We start from the raw sequence: 20,777 nt of genomic DNA on the forward strand, positions 1-20,777 counted from the left end.
AGTTGATAAAAAGCGAGGCCTAGGCTTCGCTTTTTTATTACACTTATATTTATCAAAATAAAGTCTTTCAAAAAATGATCGAAAAAAAATTTAAACTTAAACATTATATTGCGCTTAGTCTGCTTTTCATTGCCATTCTCATTTCTGGTATTCGGCCTCTTGAGTTTGAAGCTTATTTATTGCATCAAGCTGGCACTGTTTTAATGCTGATTCTGCTTTTTATTATTTTTAAAAAAATTGGACTCGATTTTTTAAGCTTTTGCTTTTATTTACTGTTTTTACTCATACATGTTATTGGTGCTCATTATCTCTATTCCTACGTTCCATATAATGAATGGATTCAACACATATTCCATTTTAATTTAGATGAGTACATGGGTTGGTCTCGTAATATGTATGATCGACTTGTGCACTTTTCATATGGTGCGTTGCTCTACCCACTTATTTATCGCGTTTTTCAGGTTTGGTTGCCGACCGCACGCCCTTTTTCTCTATTTTTGCTTGTAGTCCAATTCGTTATGGCATCGAGTGTCTTTTATGAACTGATTGAATGGGTAATCGCAATTGGGTTATCGCCTGAACAAGCTGAAAACTATAATGGGCAACAAGGCGACATGTGGGATGCTCATAAAGACATGTTGCTCGCCACAATTGGATCGATTGTTTATGGAGTTATTACTCTTATAACAACACCGAAAATCAAAAATTAGACATAAATAAAAAGCGCTCATTGAGCGCTTTTTATGTTACATAGAGTCTTTTTAAACAACTGGATAGGTCTGTTCTAAAATATTTTGCAAAGGTGAAGAAGTCGTATTTGGTAAAAGATGATCAAGATTTGTTGTCTGGTCAACTGAAGTATTTATATCGGTTTGTTCAGGTGTCTGTGTAGGCTTTAATGCTGTCGATACTAAAAGCTTTGCCACTGGATCTGAGTCACTCGCAGAAGAACTTTTCAACAAATCATCTATAGGAACAGTTTTCTGCTGGGTATTGGTCTCGGGTGTTGTATTTTGTGCAACTTTTAAAGTACTCAGTCCAACACTATCTGCTAAAGCTGGTTCATGTGTACCCAACGTATCTACTGAGGCATCGGCCAGGCTTGCAGTTTTCGGTGCGACCACATAAAAGGTAAATGGAGAGCTTGCCTCGCTGGTCAACCCTGCTGCATCCGTTTGAGTTAAAGTAATTACATGCTTACCAAGTGTCAGATCTTTATCAAATGTAAATGTCCAAGATCTACCAGTTGTGACAGTTACCATACCAATAGCAATGCCATTATCATAAATAGTGAGGGTTGCATTTGCTTCGCCAGAACCTGTGAGTTTTGGTCTAGCATCATCCGTTTCTGAACCTGCTGCAATAGCACCCTTTACGTCACCAACATTATCCTCCACAGTGTTTAATATCGGCTTTATCGGAGGGATAGTGTCTTTTGTACCAATAATATCCAGACTATCAGATCTATTTCCTGCAGCATCAATAGCCGAAACAGCTGCATGGTTGTTATCAGTTAAAGCTGGAGAAATAGCAATCGTAAATTTACCGTCAGCATCGGCTGTTCCTGTACCAATGACTTTACCGGTTACATCTTTAATTTCAATTTTAGCGTTGGCTTCGGCCGTACCCGTTACAGAAGTTCCATCTGCATTAATTTGAGCCGTAGGTTTATCTGGTGCAATCGAGTCAAAGCCTGGCTTAATTTCTACAGGTTTAGATATATTACCAGCAGCATCTTCGGCAACTACCGTTCCTTTTTGTGAATCTTTTAAAGCGGGTGAAAGTGTAATCTGAAAGTCACCTTGAGCATCTGCTGTGCCACTTCCAATGACTTTACCATCTGCATCTTTAATTTGAACTTTGGCATTGGCTTCTGTTTTACCATGTATCACGGAGCCGTCTTTGCTTACTTCAACAAAAGGAGGAGCTGGTGGTATGGTATCTTTACCCGCAATAATTTTAACTTCCTCAGATTTATTACCAGCAGCATCTTCGGCAATCACTTTACCGCCCGCTTCACTGGTTAAAGGTGGGGTAAGTTTTAAAGCATAAATACCATCTTTATTTGCAAAAACTGTTCCCAATACTTTGCCAGTGGCATCATAAACGGTAATTTTTGCATTGGCTTCCGCCTTACCTGTAACCAATGTACCATCATCACTTAATTGAGCTTGTGGGACATCAGGGGGAATTGTATCTTTTGTTCCTGTTAAGACAGTAGCTTTAGAATTATTTCCAGCTGCATCTTGGGCAATAACATTCAATTTATCGCCATTTACGAGTGGCTTGTCTAATTTAATCGTGTAATTTCCGTTTGCATCTGTAACGCCTGAAGCAACTGTATTGCCTGCGGCATCCTTAATGTAGATTTTCGCATTTGCCTCAGTTTTACCTGTCACCGTCACGGTATCATCAGCAAGAGTTGCTGTTGGAGCAACGGGTGCAATTAAATCAGGAACAGTTGGTGAATCATTTTTATCATCTTTATTAAAAGCCCAAAGGTACAAACCCTCGGCAGCTAAAACTGCTAAACCAGCTTTAAGTATGTTACCCATCGAAAAACTTGGATCACTATCAACAGCCATTGTTGCAGCTGACGAACTAGTAGTGGCATAGCCTAAATCTGTGACATGATTTAAGCCTCTATAATCGATGAGCTTACCTTGAGTATCAAACCGTGCTTCGACAAACTTTCCACTTTCTGTTGGCAAAACAAGTGAATTCTCTGTTGTATTCGTTGCTTCACTAAAGAAATTTTCTAGAACAATGGTCTCTCCATTTTTTAAATGGACGATAAGACTCCCACCCTGCTTTTCCATTGATGCAATATCTTTTTGACTGACACCAATTTGAATAATAGTAGGTTGGTTTAAAACCACTTTATTGAGTTGACCATCTTGCAGAACGTCCAAACCCTCTTTGGATGCTACAATTATTCTTGTCATTATTTCCTATCCTGAATTTCAGTTATATTTTTAAATGTGTAACTTTTTAAATGAGGCATCTAAAAGCTATTTTATTGTTGCTTAAAATATCAAACTCACTTATTTATCACAATTCAATTAGTATATTTATCAATAATTTTTTTTGACTTTCTATTAAAAATACAATTTACAGCAGGATCACATAAAACTTATATATTACATATTTTTAGCATCTATTCATTTTTAAATGAATCACAGCTGTAATTTACATGGCTAAATAATAAAAGCTAAAAGCTCCAATGAGGCCTAAAACAAATAAGGCCATATATTGAGTTATTTTGCTATCTTCTAATGATATTTTAAGCATGCTCCACCCCTGAAAACGTTTTGCCAAAATACTATTTAAAATAAGCGTTGAAAGGTGAAGTAAAACTAAGGCTAAAAATAAATTTGCAAATAATGAATGTAAATTTCTTAAGGAATGTGAATAAAAATGCTCAGTCCCATACCCAAGGACGACCACGATAGGAATCACCAGAAAAATGCATAATATTGAAGTTTGAAAAAGTGTAATACTGATGAGCTGAATTGAATTTTTAGAAAAAATGCTTATTGAGTTGGTATGACTCAGTGCCTTTTTTATTGTAGTAAGCGCTATAGTCCCTCGTTTTTTAATCCCAAACGGTGTTGTATTTGAAACCCGTGGACTTAAAAAGTGCCAGATAACCCGTATGGTAATAGTTATTAGGAGGATATAACCAAACATCATATGAACTTGGTGTAAGTCCTCTTTATCCCCTGTAAAATAAGCACCAACAAACGCGAGCATGATAATGATGTGCAAGATTCTTATCAGAATATCAATATGCGGCCATACCTTTGACATCATAAAACTCAAAATTAAAATTAACGACCACTTTGACAATTGAAACTTAAACAAATATTAATCAGTTTTCTTTTTTAGTTATAAAAAAAGAGTACCGATAACGGTACTCTCACGTTCAAATATAAAATCTGAATTAAAACTTCGTATCGCGCATTTGAACTAAGGTTGAGTTCGCTTTTGCCAAACTATCTGCCACTTTATTCATTACAGCCGGAATCAAGCTATCAGCCATTTGAGCTGCTTGCAGACCCAATTTTTCACCTAAGGTTGCTTTCTTGCGTGTATTAATCACATACACATCATGTTGTGGTAACAAAGCTAACAGGTACTCATCAGAAGTTTCTAGCTTATCAACAAGATTTAAATCAAGCGCATCTCGTCCATACCAGTGTTCACCTGTAGCGACTTTATCTACATTAAGCTGTGGACGATATTTCTCTACAAAGTGTTTAAATAACTGATGCGTTTGCTGTAGCTCTTCTTCAAACTTTGCCTTACCTTCAGGCGTATTTTCACCAAACATGGTCACAGTACGCTTATATTGACCTGCTGTGTAAAGTTCAAAATCAACATTATGTTCTTTTAAAAGACGATTGAAATTTGGAACCTGAGCAACTACACCAATTGAACCTACTACAGCAAATGGTGCAGAAATAATTTCATTTGCAATACATGCCATCATATAACCACCACTTGCAGCGACTTTGTCGACACAAATCGTTAAATGAAAACCTGCATCACGCAAACGAACCAATTGAGCCGCTGCTAGTCCATAACCATGAACCATACCACCTGGGCTTTCAAGGCGTACCACTACACGATCACGGCCAGCTTTAGCCGTTGCTAAAATGAGTGTGATTTCTTCACGTAAGTTTTCAACCGCAGATGCCTGAATATCACCCTTAAAATCTAAAACAAAAATTTTCTGGTTGTTTTTACGGCGGATCTTCGCTTCTTTCGCAAGTTGTTGTGCTAATTGTAAAAGCTCTAAACGGCTTGATGTCGTTTGTGCAATTTTTTTTCGCTGTTCATTTACACGTGCATTCAAATGACTGACACGTATCTCTGCAGGGAGTTTAGGCAAATGGAATAACATAAAATTCTATGCTCATAAGTTTCTCTTTATAGCCTTAAGATGTGGTTCTTTTGATTAAAATTCAATAGTGTTTTTGCAAAATAGATTCATTTTCATTTATTAAATAAAAAAAAGAGCACTTGGCTCTTTTTTTAAATCGCTGGTAATTAACCAAAACGACCCGTGATATAGGCTTCAGTCAACTGATGATCAGGTTGAGTAAACACTTTTTCTGTCGAGTTTACTTCAATCAAATCACCTAAATGGAAGTATGCTGTACGGTCTGAAACACGTGCTGCCTGTTGCATCGAGTGCGTTACGATGACAATGGTATATTGATCAGAAAGTTCAGAAATCAACTCTTCCACTTTTGCTGTAGCAATTGGGTCAAGCGCAGAACAAGGTTCGTCCATCAAAATTACTTCAGGACTTACTGCAATAGTACGTGCAATACATAAACGTTGTTGCTGACCACCAGATAAACCTGTGCCCGGCTGATTCAAACGGTCTTTAACTTCTTCCCATAGACCTGCTTTACGCAAGCTATTTTCAACAATTTCTTCTAGGTCATATTTATCACGTGCTAAACCATGTAGTTTCGGTCCATACGCAACATTATCAAAAATAGACTTAGGGAATGGATTTGGCTTTTGAAACACCATACCCACCTGAGCACGCAGTAATACAACATCTAGATTTGGATCATAGATATTTTTATCATCTAATGTGATCTTACCTGTTACACGGCAACCATCAATCGTGTCATTCATACGGTTTAAAGTACGAAGGAAAGTCGATTTACCACAACCCGATGGTCCAATAAATGCGATAACTTCATTTTGATAGATATCTAAATCGATGCCTTTAATCGCTTCAAAGTCACCATAATAAACATGGGCGTCTTGAGCACTGATTTTGATTTCGGTTGAATTCGGCTTTTTTGAAGTATGAGGTTCAAAATGCGAAACATACGAAGTGCTATGATGCGATTGTGTATCTGTAAGTTTAGATTGTTCAGTATTCACTAACTTATCCTTTTCTAAGGAATTCGTAATATCAATAGTATTCATGATTTATCCTCTATTACCAACGCACTTCGAACTTTTTACGTAACCAAATTGCAAGGCTGTTTAAGCCAATCATTAATGCAAGAAGTACGATAATCGCAGCAGCAGTACGGCCTTCGAAGAAGTTACGCAACTCATTACCCTGCCATAAGTAAACTTGAACAGGTAAAGCAGTTGCTTGATCAAATGGAGTTGTTGGAATACTTGCAACGAATGCACTCATCCCGATTAAAAGTAACGGCGCAGTTTCACCTAAAGCATGTGCAACACCAATAATCGCACCCGTCATGATCCCCGGCATCGCCAACGGTAAAACATGATGAAAAACGGTTTGTACTTTAGATGCACCTAAACCAAGTGCAGCTTGACGAATTGATGGTGGCACAGCTTTTAAAGAAGCACGTGTGGTAATAATGACGGTTGGTAATGTCATTAAACTTAATACCAAACCACCGACCAACGGCGCTGACAATGGTAAGCGCATCCAGCCAATAAAAATCGCAGCACCGAGTAAACCAAACACGATTGAAGGAACAGCCGCAAGGTTATTAATGTTGACTTCAATAATGTCGGTAATGAAATTCTTTGGAGCAAATTCTTCTAAATAGATAGCACTTGCTACACCAATTGGAATCGAAATCAGGATGACGATCAGCATCATGAATAACGAGCCCATAAATGCACCAGCAAGACCACTAATAGCTGGTGAACTACGAGAGTCCGGATTTGTAAATAAATTGGTATTAAATGTATTTTCAAGAATACCTTTTGCTTTTAGATCATCAGCGAGCTTACGTATTTCCGGATCTAGCTGTTGCTGATCATCTGGTAATGAACGGTCAATATTACCTTTTAACCATACATCGACATTGGCATCCCCTAAGAAAGTAAGATTTTCTTTTTTACCAATAAGTGACGGGTTTGCAAATACCATATCACGTAAACGATATGCTTCTGAGCTTGCATAAAGACTACGTAACGAATCACGCTGTGACTCAAGTGAAGGATCCTTTGCAACCATTCCATTTACGATGAGGCTATCCCAATCCACCATACCCATTTTTGTTTGCCAATCGACATAACGTTCTTGGTAATGCGCTGGTGTTTCACCCTGTGTACGTACAGGTACAGGACCTGCATCAATCACTTTAGGGTCAAAGTAAACCGGTACATTCATACTGGTTTGCCAAAATGCCGGTAAACCTTTTGCCAAAATACTGCCAAACAGTAGTGCAACAAATGCAAGACCAATCACAACTGCCGAAAAACCAGCAAAACGAAAAGCTTTTTCTTTACGGTGACGTTTAGCCAATGATTTTTCAATCACTTTTTTACGGCGATCACGTGCCTGAGCAGCAGCTTGTGGATCAAATACGTTCTGATCCGTAGGAGACGATGTATTTGATGTACTCATTCGTATTGCTCACGGTATTTACGCACAATGTACAGTGCAACAATGTTTAATCCCAAAGTAATCACAAAGAGTGTTAAACCCAGTGCAAATGCTACCAAGGCCTGTGGACTTGCAAAATCGGTATCACCCGTTAACTGTTTTACAATGGTCACAGTGACTGTCGAAACAGCTTCAAATGGATTTGCATGTAGAAGTGGACTGTTCCCCGCTGCCAAAACCACAATCATGGTTTCCCCCACGGCACGGGATACAGCCAATAAGAATGCACCTGTAATACCCGGCAAAGCTGCTGGTAAAACCACTTGGCGAATTGTTTCTGACTTGGTTGCTCCAAGTCCTAGTGAACCATCACGTAGTGCACGAGGAACTTGAGTAATAATGTCATCAGACAAAGATGACACAAACGGAATAATCATAATTCCCATAACGAAACCGGCAGTTAAAGCACTGGTTGCGTTAATTTCGATACCGACATATGCACCGGCAGCTTTAAAAAATGGCCCAATAACCATCATGGCAAAAACACCATAAACGATTGTTGGAATACCCGCCAAAACTTCAATCGTTGGTTTTGCCCAAGAACGTAACCATGGAGAAGCATACTCAGCCAGATAAATGGCAATCATCAAGCCAACTGGCACAGCAACGAGTAGAGCAATACCACTGACCATGAGTGTTCCCCATAGCAATGGTAATAAACCATAACTTCCTTCAGCATTACCTGAAGTACTAAAGCCCGGGTTCCATTCTGTACCAAAGAAAAAGTCAATTGGACTCACAAAATGGAAGAAGTGCATCGCTTCACCAAACATCGACATCACAATGCCAATGGTGGTTAAAATTGCAACACCAGAACACAAGATTAAAGCAACGTTAATAGCACGTTCAACTTGGTTACGTGCACGATATTCTTGGTTGATTTTTTTCTTTGCCCAAGCTAAACCCAACAAGGCTGCACATACAACAACAGCAAATTTGGCAAAAGAGCCAATAGTTTGAAATTTTGCATATTGCTGAGCAGCAGCTAGCTCATAAGCAGCTGGATGATCACTTACCCCAAAACCTGAAGCAATCGCTTGAACTCGATCTACAAGAACACTTCTAGCAGCTTCATCGAGAGAAGCACTCACAGCAGCAGGAACATTATTAAAGATAATATGATTTAAAATACTTGGCTCAACCAAGTTCCAAATGATCAAAATTAAAAAAGCAGGGATACCGCACCAAAGCCCAACCAGTGCGCCATAATAACCAGGACGAGAATGTAGTGTCGCCGAGTTGCTTCCCTTACCTGCTAGGTTACGGCTCTTTCTCAGCCCAAGTTGATATGCGATTGCCACAAGGGCTAACAACACACCGATAAGTAGCAGATTCATGTATTCTCCACTGTTTTCTCAATTGTCATAATTTGGGAAAAACGTGTTAGACAAAAAGGCTGATGACCGCTTGGGATCACCAGCCCCTATTCAAAACAATTTATTTAACAGTTTTACCTGCTTTAAAGTCAGCTAAAACTTTAGCGCGTTCTGCATCAGACATTGCGATTAAACCATCACGCTCAGCTTTAGAACCTTTACCAGTCGCTTTTTTGCTTAGGAAATATTCTACGTACTGTGGTAAACCTTTAACTGATTTTAAGTGTTCGCCTTTCACGTAGAAGAATAATGGGCGAGATACAGGGTATGTACCATTCAACACAGTTTTTTCAGAAGGAAGGATGTTGTTTACTGATGCTACACGTAACTTGTCACGGTTCATGTCATAGAAGCTTAAACCAAATACACCAACTGCACTTGGAGAAGTTTTTAAGCGAGCTAATGTTTCTGTATAGTCGCCAGCAATTTCAATTACACGGCCATCTTTACGGAAAGTAGAACATGCTTTCTTCTGAGCTTCTTTCTCTAAGCTTTTGAAGTATTCGTATGATTCACAACCAGCATCAACCATTTTCTCTTGGAAAACTTCACGTGTACCGTGGTTAGATGCAGGAATAACAAGCGTAATCGGCTCATTAGGAAGTGACTTGTCAATTTGGTTCCAGTTTGTATAAGGGTTTGGAACCAATTTACCTTTAGAAGGTAACTGTGCAGCTAAAGCAGCAAACACGTGATAAGGTTTTAATTTATAAGCTGCTTTGTGTGAGCTAGACGCAAATACAATACCGTCATAACCAATTTTAATTTCTTGAATTTGTTTTACACCAGCTTTGTTACAAGCTTCAATTTCAGTGCTTTTAATTTTACGAGAAGCATTTGCTACGTCGATCGTGTTGTCGCCCACGCCTTGACAGAACTGTTTTAAACCAGCAGAAGAACCACCAGAACCCACAACAGGAGTTTTAAATTGAGGGAATGTATTACCGAATTCTTCAGCTACAACGCTGGCAAACGGTAATACAGTTGAAGAACCAGCAATTTGAATCGTATCACGAGCTGCATTTGCAGTCGTTGTTACAGCGGCCCCAGTTACTGCTAACGCAATTGCGATTTGACGTGAATTTAAGCGCATTCTGTTCTCTCTCATTAATGCAATAGGTTGTACGTCACTTTTTGTTGAGTGCTTGTACGCTCTTCGATAGCTGCATTGTGAATAGAAAATATGACAAATAAGTTACAGTATGATGACGCTTTCATGATTTTTATAATGTTCACTGTCATATTTCTAATTTTATTTGATATCAAACATTTACTTATAATTTATAAGGGTCTTAGCCCTTAAAAGCTTCAATAAATATGACAACGTAATAAACGCTACTACCATAATTTTTTAAAAATCGAAAAATTAAAGAATTTAATTTATTGATATTACAAGTTTATTTCATAAATGCTTTTTTAAATGTTTATACAGATTATTTATTTTTAAAAATTATTTCAATGTTACATGAAAATATTATGACAAAAGATAAACGGCTATCTGCTTTATGTCAGATAACCGCAATATCGTTGTAAATTTAGTTCATTAGTTCGATTGTACTTCTGGCATTGCGACCATTTTTTTACGGTATTTAAAGAAATACATAATAGCTAAAGCAGCTAACCAAATAGGACCTAAAATCACAGCCAGTCTCATGTCTGGTGTCATTGCCATAATAATAAGAATAAAGCATACAAAGCTAATGGTTAAATAATTACTCCACGGACTCAGAATACTTTGGAACTTAGTTTGGCGACGCTGTAGTTTCATTGCTTTGGTAAATTTCAAATGTGTGACTGAAATCATAAGCCAGTTAATAACAAGTGCTGCTACAACCAACATCATAAAGATCTGAAATGCTTGTCCCGGAATTAAATAGTTCACCACCACACATACTGCCGTGATTGATGCAGAAACAATGGCTGCCGGAACCGGAATACCACGGCTGTTTACTTTTTTCAAAATTGCCGGAGCATTACCTTGCTCTGCTAAACCATGCAGCATACGACTATTACAATAAATACAGCTGTTATAAACCGAAATGGCAGCAATCAAGACCACAAAATTCAGTACATTTGCCACGCCATTACTATTGAGCGACTGGAAAATCAAAACAAATGGGCTACCGCCTTCTGCCACCATATTCCATGGATACAGACATAAAAGAATACCAATTGCACCGATATAAAAAATCAGGATGCGATAAACAATCTGGTTCACTGCTTTTGGAATGGTTGTTTCAGGTTTCTTTGTTTCAGCTGCTGCAATACCAATAAGCTCTAAACCACCAAATGCGAACATAATGACAGCCAAAGCCATGATAAAGCCATGCAGACCATGCGGGAAGAAACCACCGTGTTGCCATAAATTCGCAACACCTGCTTGCGGACCTGCCGAACCTGAAAATAAGAGATAAGCCCCAAAACCAATCATGCTTAAAATAGCAACAATTTTAATGCAAGAAAATAAGAATTCGGATTCCCCAAAAAAGCGGACATTAACCAAGTTAATGCCGTTAATCAAAATAAAGAAAAATAAAGCAGTTAGCCATGTCGGAATTTCAGGCCACCAAAACTGTATAAAAGTACCAATTGCACTCAGTTCGGCCATACTTACCAGTACATACAACACCCAGTAGTTCCAGCCAGACATGAAACCAGCCATTTTGCCCCAGTACTTGTTTGCAAAATAACTAAAAGAACCACTCACCGGTTCTTCAACAACCATTTCGCCTAAATGACGCATAATTAAAAAGGCAATCACCCCTGCAATTGCATATCCTAATAAAATTGAAGGACCAGCCAATTTAATTGTTTGAGAAAGACCTAAGAATAACCCTGTTCCGATCGCCCCTCCGAGTGCGATGAGTTGAATATGTCGATTGGATAAGCCTTGTTTTAACTCGTGCTTATTGTTTGCATCCATAACATTATCTCCAATGTTGGTGTCACTTCCTGTACACCTTTATTCAGCACCATATCCGAAGATCAGAAACCGACCTTCGGATATAAGTTGCTTTAATATGAGTCCATTTAATTTTTGAGAAGACGTGTCCTATCTTCTATTTAAAACGAGCTTGCATCCTTACATTTAATCGGTTGGGAACGCTCCTTTAAAATTTCGTAGCCACGATCACCATAGTCAAAACGTGCAATCACGGAAGCAAATTTCTTCAAACTTACTGGCGCATCCATTGCAGGTAGTTTTAATTCAATAAAAGTTAACTGATCATTTTGCTGAACGTTATCTAAAACGCTCTTGAGCTGTCCAGCAGTTTCAACAACATACGTTGTATGGCCTTTTTTACCGTTAAATACCGCTGGGATTTCAGTGTATTTCCAGTTCTGTACATCGTTATAAGCAGCATTTTCGCCCATAATGAGTCGCTCAATGGTGTAACCGCCATTGTTCAACAAGAAAATGATTGGCTTTAAACCATGACGAATAATTGTAGAAAGCTCTTGTACCGTAAGCTGGAATGAACCATCGCCAATAAACAAAATTTGACGGCGTTCAGGGGCAGCCAACAAACTACCAAGCAAAGCCGGCAAGGTATAACCAATAGAACCCCAAAGCGGCTGAGCAATATATTTAGCAGTAGCCGGAAGCTTTATACCTGACAAAGCAGAGTTTGATGTCCCGACTTCACCAATAATCACATCATCTTCTTTTAAGAAACCTGAAATGTAGTTCCAAAGCACGTCTTGGCTTAGCTTTTGTTGAGCTGGAGCTTCAACTACTTTTTGAGTTTGTTTTTCAAGAAGAGGTGTTGTCGATTTACGTGGTGCAACTTTTTTATTTAGCTCAACAAGTAACTGTCCGATCTCGATACCCGGAAAATCCTGACCAAAAATACTCAAACCATAAGATTTAATTTCGATGTAATTCTTAGTCTCAATTTGATGAGTAAATACAGCTGAACCCACATCGGTAAAACGTGCACCAATACCAATCAAACAGTCAGATTGCTCAATGATATTTTTCACATGCGGTTGGCTTGCCCCACCCACATAAGTCCCGATATAACGAGGTGAGCCTTCATCCATAATATTTTTTGCAGTATTCATACCTGCAAATGGAATTGAGCATTTTTGAGATAAATCATTTAAAAGTGAAGTTACACCAAAAACCGAAGCTTCATTATCAATAAGAAGTGCTGGACTTTGAGCATTGGCAATAATGTCACAAAGTTTGCTTACCACACTTTGCAATAATTCTGGTTCAACAGCTGGATAGCTTAGGTCGAGCGGACGCTCAGACACTTCAATTTTAACGTGAGTAATATCGCCTGGTAATTGAATATGTACAGGACGACGCTCAAGGAAACACTGACGTAATACGCGATCAATTTCAAATGCTGCATTTGCTGGCGTTAAACGTGTTTGAGCAACTGTGAACTCTTTCATACAGTTCATAATGTTGTCGTAGTTACCATCGACCAGCGTATGGTGTATTAAAGTGCCCTTTTGAACTGCATGTAAAGGTGGAATACCTGAGATATGAATAAGCGGGACATTTTCTGCGTAAGCACCTGCAATACCATTAATTGCACTTAAGTCACCTACACCATAAGTAGTGGCCAAGGCAGAAAAACCGTTAATTCGTGCATAACCGTCTGCTGCATAGGCAGCATTTAATTCATTACAATTTCCAATAAATTCGAGCTGTGGGTCTGCTTCAACTTGTTCTAGATATGAGAGGTTAAAATCACCAGGTACACCGAAGAGATGTTGGATACCCATTTGTTTTAGACGAAGATTTAAAAATTCACCGATTTCTATGAACATTGCTCTATATCCTTTGAGACCAATTTTTATTCCATAGAAAAATAATATTTCATCTACCTTTTAGATTTCGTGCATAATAAAAACGCATTTTAATAAAAATACATGATTTGTGTATCATAAAAGGATTTTATGCAATGGATAAGTTCGACTGGCAAATCATTCAGGCACTACAAAAGAATGGACGGCTCACCAATCAGGAAATTGGAGATTTAATCGGTTTATCTGCTTCGCAATGTTCTAGACGACGTCAACTGCTTGAGCAAAAAGGCGTGATTCTAGGTTACACGGCGCGTATCCAGCAACAGGCACTAGGGCTGGAAGTTACCGCCATGATTCATATTAATTTAAGGACACACGAGGCAAAAGCACAGCAAGCTTTTCAAGAACTGATTGAAGCTGAAGATAACATTCAAGATGCATTTTCGATTAGTGGCGATGCTGATTTTATTTTAAAAGTCGTTGCTGAAAACTTGGAGCAGCTTTCTCAATTTGTAACGGAGAAATTACTTTCTTATAATTTTATTGGTCACATAAAGTCTTACATTGTTTTGAAAAAAATTAAAGAACAGAATCATTTCTTAATTAAACCTAAAAGCATGAGCTATCACCACTCCCAGTAAGCAAGCCAAACTTTTTCCTATATACATGAAAATAAAAAGGCGGATACTAGATCCGCCTTAAAATGAATATTTAGACTTTACTGATATGGACTGTTTGCCCAATCGTATTTTCAAGTAAACCTTCTAAACCAAATTCAGCACCTATACCTGACATTTTCCAGCCACCAAAAGGCGCATGAGGAAGAACTTCCGCATGGGTATTGATCCAAACAGTACCGCATTGAAGCTGAGTCGCATAAGTTTGAGCAGCTTTAATATCAGAAGACCAGATTGATCCACCTAAACCAAATTCACTGTCGTTTGCACGAGCAATTGCATCGTTAATATCGGTATATTTTAAGACAGGTAATACCGGGCCAAACTGTTCTTCTTGTACCACACGGCACGTATCAGAAACTTCAGTCAAAATGGTTGGTGCAATAAAATAACCTTGCTCTGGTAGCTGTTGTTGTCCAGAAAGTGCTTTCGCACCTTGTTGAATAGCTTCAGCAATAAGAGCTTTCACTTTGTTATATTGCATTTGGTTTTGTACTGGACCAAACGTTGTAGAAGATGCCATACCATCACCAACAACTTGAGCATTGGCAACGTCCGCTAACTTTTGAGATAACGCCTCATATTGGCTTTCATGCACATATAAACGTTTTAACGCCGCGCATGTTTGGCCAGCGTTTAAGAATGCCATATTAAAAATCTTAGCTGCAATTTCATCGATATTTGCATCTGGTAATACAATACCAGCGTCATTACCGCCAAGCTCTAAAGTTAAGTGTTTTAGCTGCTGAGCAGCACCAGCCATAATGTGCTGGCCTGTTCGAGTTGAACCCGTAAACACGACTTTTTGCACATCTGCATGAGAAGATAATGCTTCACCAATCTCGCCAGCACCAACCACAATCGAGATCACACCTGCTGGAACTTCTTGCTGAATGATTTCACATAAACGTAAAGTCGAGAGCGGTGTGTATTCAGAAGGTTTGCTAATGACAACGTTACCTGCACGTAATGCCGGCATGATATGCCAAACCGCAATCATAAGTGGCCAGTTCCAAGGTGTAATTGAAGCCACTACACCTAATGGTTGACGATGGCGCTCAATACGTTTGGTTTCACTGTCTTCAATAACTTCTACAGGTAAATCCATAGCAGCAGCGTAACGTGTCCAACCAATTGCGCCCTGCACTTCCATTTGTGCCAGTGCTAATGGCTTACCTTGCTCAAGTACAACCAGCTCTGCGAGCATTTCAGCATGCTTTTCAATGCCATCTGCAATCTTATTTAAGATTGATTTACGCTCTTCATGTGAAACCTGTTGCCAAGCTTTAGAGGCTTGTTTAGCTGCGCTCACTGCCTGATTTACCTGCGCAACCGATGCTTTTGCACAACGTGCAGCAGTTAACCCTGTAGCAGGATTAATAATTTCTAGTTCACCTTGTTCACCTGAACAAAGTTGACCGCCAATAATGAGTTTAAATTCATTGAGCATATTCGCTTGTTGCATTTCTTCTTCCTTGTCTTAATTGTAATTACAGCCACTTACCTATTTAGTTAAAGCGGGATTATTTAAAGTAAGTACGATATTGATATATCAATGCGACCCAAAAATATCGGGAACATACCAATACAATAAGAAATTTGCTCCCCATAAATCATGCATAATTATTTTTGTTTTTTGAAAATATGCATGTTTTGTGCATATATACCTATTTTCATACACATTTTAAATAAAAGTAATATGTAATAAAAAAGCCCGGCAATAAACCGAGCTTTTTTTGTTATCAATTCAATTAGTCGATTGGTGGTACATAATTACCAGAAGCAATCGCATCTTTAATGCGGTCAGCTTCAGCCAATACTTGACCTAAAAGATTTTTAACATTTTCGAAGGTCACAACTGGACTTAATGTAGTCATTTTCAAAGACTGTACATTACCCACTTTTGTTACACCGATATTTGCTTCACCACGTGCAAACAATTCGTCCGCTACGTTTTGGTTCAAGCTATCGATAAACTCGACTGGGTAGCCTTGTGGCACAACGCGGAACAATACCGAAGCAAATTGTGGTTCAACTAAAAGCTCTAAGCCTTCAGTTGCCTTGATGTAATCTGCAACTTCACGAGTAAGTTTTACACCATGGTCAATCATTGAACCATATAGGTCTTCACCAAGTGATTCAATTGTCATCCACAATTTTAATGCATCAAAACGACGAGTCGTTTGTAATGACTTAGATACAAGGTTAGGTACACCGTGTTCTTCGTCATAAGCAGAGTTCAAGTACTCAGCTTCATAATGCATAAAGCGATAGTTTGCTTCGTCTTTTAACAAGAACGCGCCACAGCTAATGCTTTGGAAATAATGCTTATGGAAGTCGAGGGTAATCGAGTCAGATAACTCAATACCATCAAGCATTGCACGATAGTCATTTGACAAGATCAGTGCACCGCCCCAAGCCGCATCAATGTGCATCCATGAACCATACTTCGTCGTAATTTCACGGATTTTCTTCAATGGGTCAATTGCCCCAGCATCAGTTGTACCTGCTGTTGCAACAACACAAGCAACAACTTTACCTTCAGCTTGAAGATGCGCCATTGTTTTTTCGAGAGCATCGACATCCATCTGTGCATTTTCATTCACAGGAACAGTCACAACTGACTGGAAGCCCATACCCATCATTGCCATGTTCTTTTGCACAGAGAAGTGTGCATTTTCAGAACAAATGATTTTGACGTTTTTCATTGCTTCGGCTGGAATACCATCACGCTGTACAGACCATGGATTACCATTTTCGTCTTTCCAGTTTTTCGAGATGCACCAGTCGCGCGCAAGCAATACACCCATCAAGTTAGATTGAGTACCGCCAGAGGTGAAAACACCCGCCTGACCAGAACCATAACCTACTTTTTGACGCAACCAATCAATAAGCTGAACTTCCATTAATGAACCTGCAGGGCTTTGATCCCATGAGTCCATAGATTGGTTAGTTGCATTGATTAACACTTCCGCAATCTGGCTCATCACCATAGTTGGGCAGTGTAAATGTGCTAATGAATGTGGATGATGTACTTTTAAGCTTTTATTTAAGAAAAGCTCAATCATACGTTGAAGTGAATGTTGTACACCCATACCCTCTTTTGAAGGTTGGAAAGAGATTGCTGAACGCAATTCTTTAATGCTACCGCCTGTGTACATTTTTTCATTTTGCAACCATGCTGAAACGGCTTTTACCGCTTCGCCCATTGCTGACTCATAGTCAGCAATGGATTGTGCATCATTGCAGAGTAACGCTTTACGATGTTCTGCAAAATCCACCATTCTTACGCGCCTCGTACTGCAACCAATGCTTCTGCAACTGCTTTCTTAAAGCGAGCAATAACTTCCACACACTCTTCTTGAGTAATGATAAGTGGGCAAAGTAAACGAATTACTGTACCGTTACGACCACCTTTTTCAAGCAATAACTTGTTGTTAAAGCAAGCAGTCTGGATCGCAGCCGCTAACTGAGAGTCAGCAGGATGAGAACCGATACGGTCAGCAGGTTTACGCTCGTCAACGATTTCAACACCAATCATTAAACCGCGGCCGCGTACGTTACCGATACATGGGAATTCACTCGCTAATTTTTTCAATTCAGCTTGTAAGAAGTCACCACGCTCTTGCGCATTTTGAGCAAGATTTTGTTCGCTAATCGTTTTTAATACAACAAGGCCTGTACCCATAGCAAGTTGGTTACCACGGAAAGTACCCGTGTGACCAGCAGGCTGCCAAGCATCAAATTTACGTTTAATACCTAATACTGCAAGTGGTAAACCACCACCTACTGCTTTAGACATTACAACAACATCAGGTTCAATACCCGCATGTTCGAATGCAAACATTTTGCCTGAACGTGCAAAGCCAGCTTGAACTTCATCTAAAATTAAAACGATGTTGTGCTTTTCAGTCACTTCACGGATTTTTTGCAACCATTTTACTGGAGCTGTAACCACACCGCCTTCACCTTGAATTGCTTCAAGAATAACAGCAGCAGGCTTAGTTACACCGCTTTCAACATCTTCGATAAAGTTTTCGAAATAATAAGTTAAAGCGTCAACACCAGCTTCACCACCTAAACCAAGTGGGCAGCGATATTCATGCGGATATGGCATGAATTGTACGCCTGGCATTAAACCGTTAACTGCATTTTTCGCACTTAGGTTACCAGTCATTGCAAGTGAGCCATGGGTCATACCATGATAGCCACCAGAAAAACTGATAACTGAACTACGACCAGTATAAGTCTTAGCAAGTTTAACCGCTGCTTCAGTCGCGTCTGCACCAGCAGGACCACAGAACTGTAAACAGTATTCTTCTTTACCGCCTGGTAAATATGCTAACAACGCTTCAGTAAACGCATCTTTTAAAGGTGTGGTTAAGTCTAAAGTATGCAATGGCAAACCACTTGCCAATGTATCTTGAATACTTTGAATCACCGCAGGATGATTATGACCTAAAGCCAATGTACCTGCCCCAGCTAAACAATCAAGGTACTGTGTACCTTCAACATCAGTAACCCAGCAGCCTTGTGCTTTCGCTATCGCTAACGGTAATTTACGTGGATAGCTACGAACATTCGATTCCATCTGACTTTGGCGAGTCAAATAATATTCGTTGGTAGCATTATTGGCAGGGTTGACAGAAGTAACGCTCATATCGGATTACCATCTCTGATAAGGGTAGAAAGAAATAAGTCTGGTGACTTTTGGTCCTTTGACTCGGTGCTTTATAGAACTAGCGAAGACACATATTTTATATCTTGTAACTAGGAGCGCGATGATACCTAATTTTGCAAGAAAAAAAACGTCTTTTGTGTACTTTACTCATCTAATCTTATTGAAAATATGTATTATCCCAATAGTTATGATGAATTATCATCATACTATGTGACAACCTAAAGAAAATATTCTTTTTTTATATTAGTTTGATTCTTTAAGTTACAGTGAAATACATTTTCATCAAGTTATTATTTTTATAAAGATTTATTTTTACCGCTCATTTAAAAAACTCTATTAAGATATTACAAATACCCCACAAAACATGCAAAAGTTATGCATAACTTATGATTAAGATTTCTAAATGAAAAAAATTAAATTTATATGAGTTTAAAGGATAAATTTATGCGTACTTTAGCAATCTCTACTCTTCTCCTTAGTACGGTACTTAGCCCTATGGTTTTTGCCCAAGATGACAAGGCGCTTAACTACAATATTGTCAATGTACAAGCTGAAGCTTCTCGTCAAGTTTCTAACGATGAAATGCATGCAACGTTATACATTGAGAAAAGTAACAAGCAGCCTGCTGAACTTTCAAATCAAATTAACCAATTAATGAATCAAGCACTTTCGACTTCACGCAAATACCCGCAAGTGAAAGTGGAAACAGGTGCTCAAAGCACATATCCAATTTATGACAATGACAGTAATAAATTAAAAGAATGGCGTGGCCGCGCAGAAATCCGTCTTGAAAGTAAAGATTTTAAAGCAGCAAGCCAATTAATTAATGAGCTTCAACAAAACTTCCAAACCCAGTCAATTAATTTTAGCGTTTCAGATGAACAACGTAAGAAAGTTGAAAATGAGTTGATGGTAGAAGCATCTAAAAACTTCCAGCAACGTGCGCAAATTTTGACCCAAGCTTGGAATAAGGGCCAATATACATTGGTTAATTTAAACTTAAATACCAATAACTATTTCCCACAACCACTGATGCGTGCAAGCATGGCTAAATTTGCTGCCGCAGAAGCTGCTCCAGCTCAAGATATGGCTGCTGGTGAGTCTAAAATTACCGTAAATGCTAATGGCTCAATTCAGTTTAAATAATTTATTTTTAAACTAAAAAACCGCATGAATAATGCGGTTTTTTTATAGTTAAATTTAAGACTCTGACATCAAGTTTTGCAAAGAATGCCACGCAGCTTTGGCTAAAATATCTTTATAAACTTTTGGATCTGAGCTTACTCGTTGTGATAACCATGCACGGCAGTAGCTCTCTGTAGAACCGATCACCAATGAAAGCAAAAGTTCATTTGGAATTAAACTTAAAGCTTTAAATTCCTCAAAGTTTGAAATCAGGTTAAATATTTTTTGATTTCTTAACTTATTTTTCTGAACAAGAGATTCTTGGTCTTCACCCTGCATTACACTAAAGCGTGCAGAAATTAAGAATTTTGCAAATTCAGGTTGTTCACTCACCCAGTCGACATAACTGTGAATTAAAGCATATACAACTTCTTGTAATGACTTGGCCTGACTTAAGTATTCATCTCTTAAAGCGGCTTGGTCATCTAAAGCTGAAAAGAATAGAGCTGCCACAACTCCTTCTTTATTTTTAAAATGATGATAAATCGCCCCTACGCTGCTTTGTGACTTAGCTCGAATCAGCTCAATACTGGTTGTTTCAATACCATGCTCTAAAAAACAAGCTAAAGCATCTAACAATATTTGACGTTTTAAAGCTGCTCTTCTTTCCGGATATAAGCGTTCTAATAAGTTTTGAGCAGATATCATTTTGTATTCTCTGACCAGTCATCGGAGATATTTTGAATGAC

16 protein-coding genes are annotated in these 20,777 nt (G+C 38.7%); 3 read left to right on the forward strand and 13 right to left on the reverse strand.

Annotation, left to right across the window (positions count from 1 at the left end):
- Nucleotides 1–74 precede the first annotated feature (74 nt).
- On the forward strand, nucleotides 75–710 hold the full coding sequence (locus ABLB96_RS15625; RefSeq protein WP_348895367.1) for a DUF2238 domain-containing protein: 636 nt from the start codon (nucleotides 75–77) through the stop codon (nucleotides 708–710).
- 51 nt (nucleotides 711–761) lie between these two features.
- Here the strand turns inward: ABLB96_RS15625 and blp2 are convergent, their stop codons facing one another.
- The 9 genes from blp2 to ABLB96_RS15670 all read right to left on the reverse strand — a co-directional run bounded on the left by blp2 (nucleotide 762) and on the right by ABLB96_RS15670 (nucleotide 13,566).
- Nucleotides 762–2,945, reverse strand: a complete 2,184-nt coding sequence (gene blp2, locus ABLB96_RS15630; RefSeq protein ID WP_348895368.1) for an Ig-like repeat protein Blp2 — start codon at nucleotides 2,943–2,945, stop codon at nucleotides 762–764.
- Between the two features lie 244 nt (nucleotides 2,946–3,189).
- Nucleotides 3,190–3,810, reverse strand: a complete 621-nt coding sequence (locus tag ABLB96_RS15635) for a cytochrome b/b6 domain-containing protein (RefSeq protein WP_348895369.1) — start codon at nucleotides 3,808–3,810, stop codon at nucleotides 3,190–3,192.
- Between the two features lie 133 nt (nucleotides 3,811–3,943).
- The gene (gene sohB / locus ABLB96_RS15640; protein ID WP_348895370.1) at nucleotides 3,944–4,906 is read right to left on the reverse strand and encodes a protease SohB; all 963 of its coding nucleotides are present in this window, start codon (nucleotides 4,904–4,906) and stop codon (nucleotides 3,944–3,946) included.
- Nucleotides 4,907–5,052: 146 nt separating this feature from the next.
- The gene (gene pstB, locus ABLB96_RS15645; protein WP_348895371.1) at nucleotides 5,053–5,955 is read right to left on the reverse strand and encodes a phosphate ABC transporter ATP-binding protein PstB; all 903 of its coding nucleotides are present in this window, start codon (nucleotides 5,953–5,955) and stop codon (nucleotides 5,053–5,055) included.
- A 13-nt stretch (nucleotides 5,956–5,968) separates the two neighbouring features.
- Nucleotides 5,969–7,366 carry a phosphate ABC transporter permease PstA gene (gene pstA, locus ABLB96_RS15650; RefSeq protein ID WP_348895372.1) on the reverse strand — a complete coding sequence of 466 codons (1,398 nt, stop codon included), beginning with the start codon at nucleotides 7,364–7,366 and terminating at the stop codon, nucleotides 5,969–5,971.
- Nucleotides 7,363–8,742: a phosphate ABC transporter permease subunit PstC gene (gene pstC / locus ABLB96_RS15655; RefSeq protein WP_348895373.1), complete on the reverse strand. Its 1,380-nt coding sequence runs from the start codon at nucleotides 8,740–8,742 to the stop codon at nucleotides 7,363–7,365. Before pstC ends, pstA begins: the two co-directional genes overlap by 4 nt.
- 100 nt (nucleotides 8,743–8,842) lie before the next feature.
- On the reverse strand, nucleotides 8,843–9,874 hold the full coding sequence (locus ABLB96_RS15660; RefSeq protein ID WP_348895374.1) for a substrate-binding domain-containing protein: 1,032 nt from the start codon (nucleotides 9,872–9,874) through the stop codon (nucleotides 8,843–8,845).
- 450 nt (nucleotides 9,875–10,324) lie between these two features.
- Complete coding sequence (locus tag ABLB96_RS15665) at nucleotides 10,325–11,704, reverse strand: amino acid permease (RefSeq protein WP_348895375.1); 1,380 nt, start codon at nucleotides 11,702–11,704, stop codon at nucleotides 10,325–10,327.
- Nucleotides 11,705–11,844: 140 nt separating this feature from the next.
- Entirely contained in the window at nucleotides 11,845–13,566 is a 1,722-nt protein-coding gene (locus ABLB96_RS15670; RefSeq protein WP_348895376.1) for a thiamine pyrophosphate-binding protein, read from the reverse strand.
- 134 nt (nucleotides 13,567–13,700) lie between these two features.
- Here ABLB96_RS15670 and ABLB96_RS15675 point away from each other — a divergent pair, with 134 nt between their 5' ends.
- Nucleotides 13,701–14,186, forward strand: a complete 486-nt coding sequence (locus ABLB96_RS15675) for an Lrp/AsnC family transcriptional regulator (RefSeq protein ID WP_348895377.1) — start codon at nucleotides 13,701–13,703, stop codon at nucleotides 14,184–14,186.
- A gap of 70 nt (nucleotides 14,187–14,256) precedes the next feature.
- On the opposite strand, the gene ABLB96_RS15680 is transcribed toward ABLB96_RS15675, so the two are convergent.
- The 3 genes from ABLB96_RS15680 to ABLB96_RS15690 form a co-directional block, all read right to left on the reverse strand.
- A complete protein-coding gene (locus tag ABLB96_RS15680; protein WP_348895378.1) occupies nucleotides 14,257–15,687 on the reverse strand; it encodes an aldehyde dehydrogenase family protein in 1,431 nt (476 codons plus the stop codon).
- 286 nt (nucleotides 15,688–15,973) lie between these two features.
- Nucleotides 15,974–17,506 carry an aspartate aminotransferase family protein gene (locus ABLB96_RS15685; RefSeq protein WP_348895379.1) on the reverse strand — a complete coding sequence of 511 codons (1,533 nt, stop codon included), beginning with the start codon at nucleotides 17,504–17,506 and terminating at the stop codon, nucleotides 15,974–15,976.
- Nucleotides 17,507–17,508: 2 nt separating this feature from the next.
- Nucleotides 17,509–18,882, reverse strand: coding sequence for a diaminobutyrate--2-oxoglutarate transaminase (locus tag ABLB96_RS15690; protein WP_348895380.1), 1,374 nt, complete (start codon nucleotides 18,880–18,882; stop codon nucleotides 17,509–17,511).
- A 465-nt stretch (nucleotides 18,883–19,347) separates the two neighbouring features.
- Here ABLB96_RS15690 and ABLB96_RS15695 point away from each other — a divergent pair, with 465 nt between their 5' ends.
- On the forward strand, nucleotides 19,348–20,049 hold the full coding sequence (locus tag ABLB96_RS15695; RefSeq protein ID WP_348895381.1) for an SIMPL domain-containing protein: 702 nt from the start codon (nucleotides 19,348–19,350) through the stop codon (nucleotides 20,047–20,049).
- A gap of 54 nt (nucleotides 20,050–20,103) precedes the next feature.
- Here the strand turns inward: ABLB96_RS15695 and ABLB96_RS15700 are convergent, their stop codons facing one another.
- Nucleotides 20,104–20,736 (reverse strand): TetR/AcrR family transcriptional regulator, encoded by a 633-nt coding sequence (locus ABLB96_RS15700; RefSeq protein WP_348895382.1) that lies wholly within the window; start codon nucleotides 20,734–20,736, stop codon nucleotides 20,104–20,106.
- Nucleotides 20,737–20,777: the final 41 nt, after the last annotated feature.

Origin of the sequence: Acinetobacter sp. XH1741 (assembly GCF_041021895.1) — a bacterium.
Lineage (GTDB): Bacteria > Pseudomonadota > Gammaproteobacteria > Pseudomonadales > Moraxellaceae > Acinetobacter.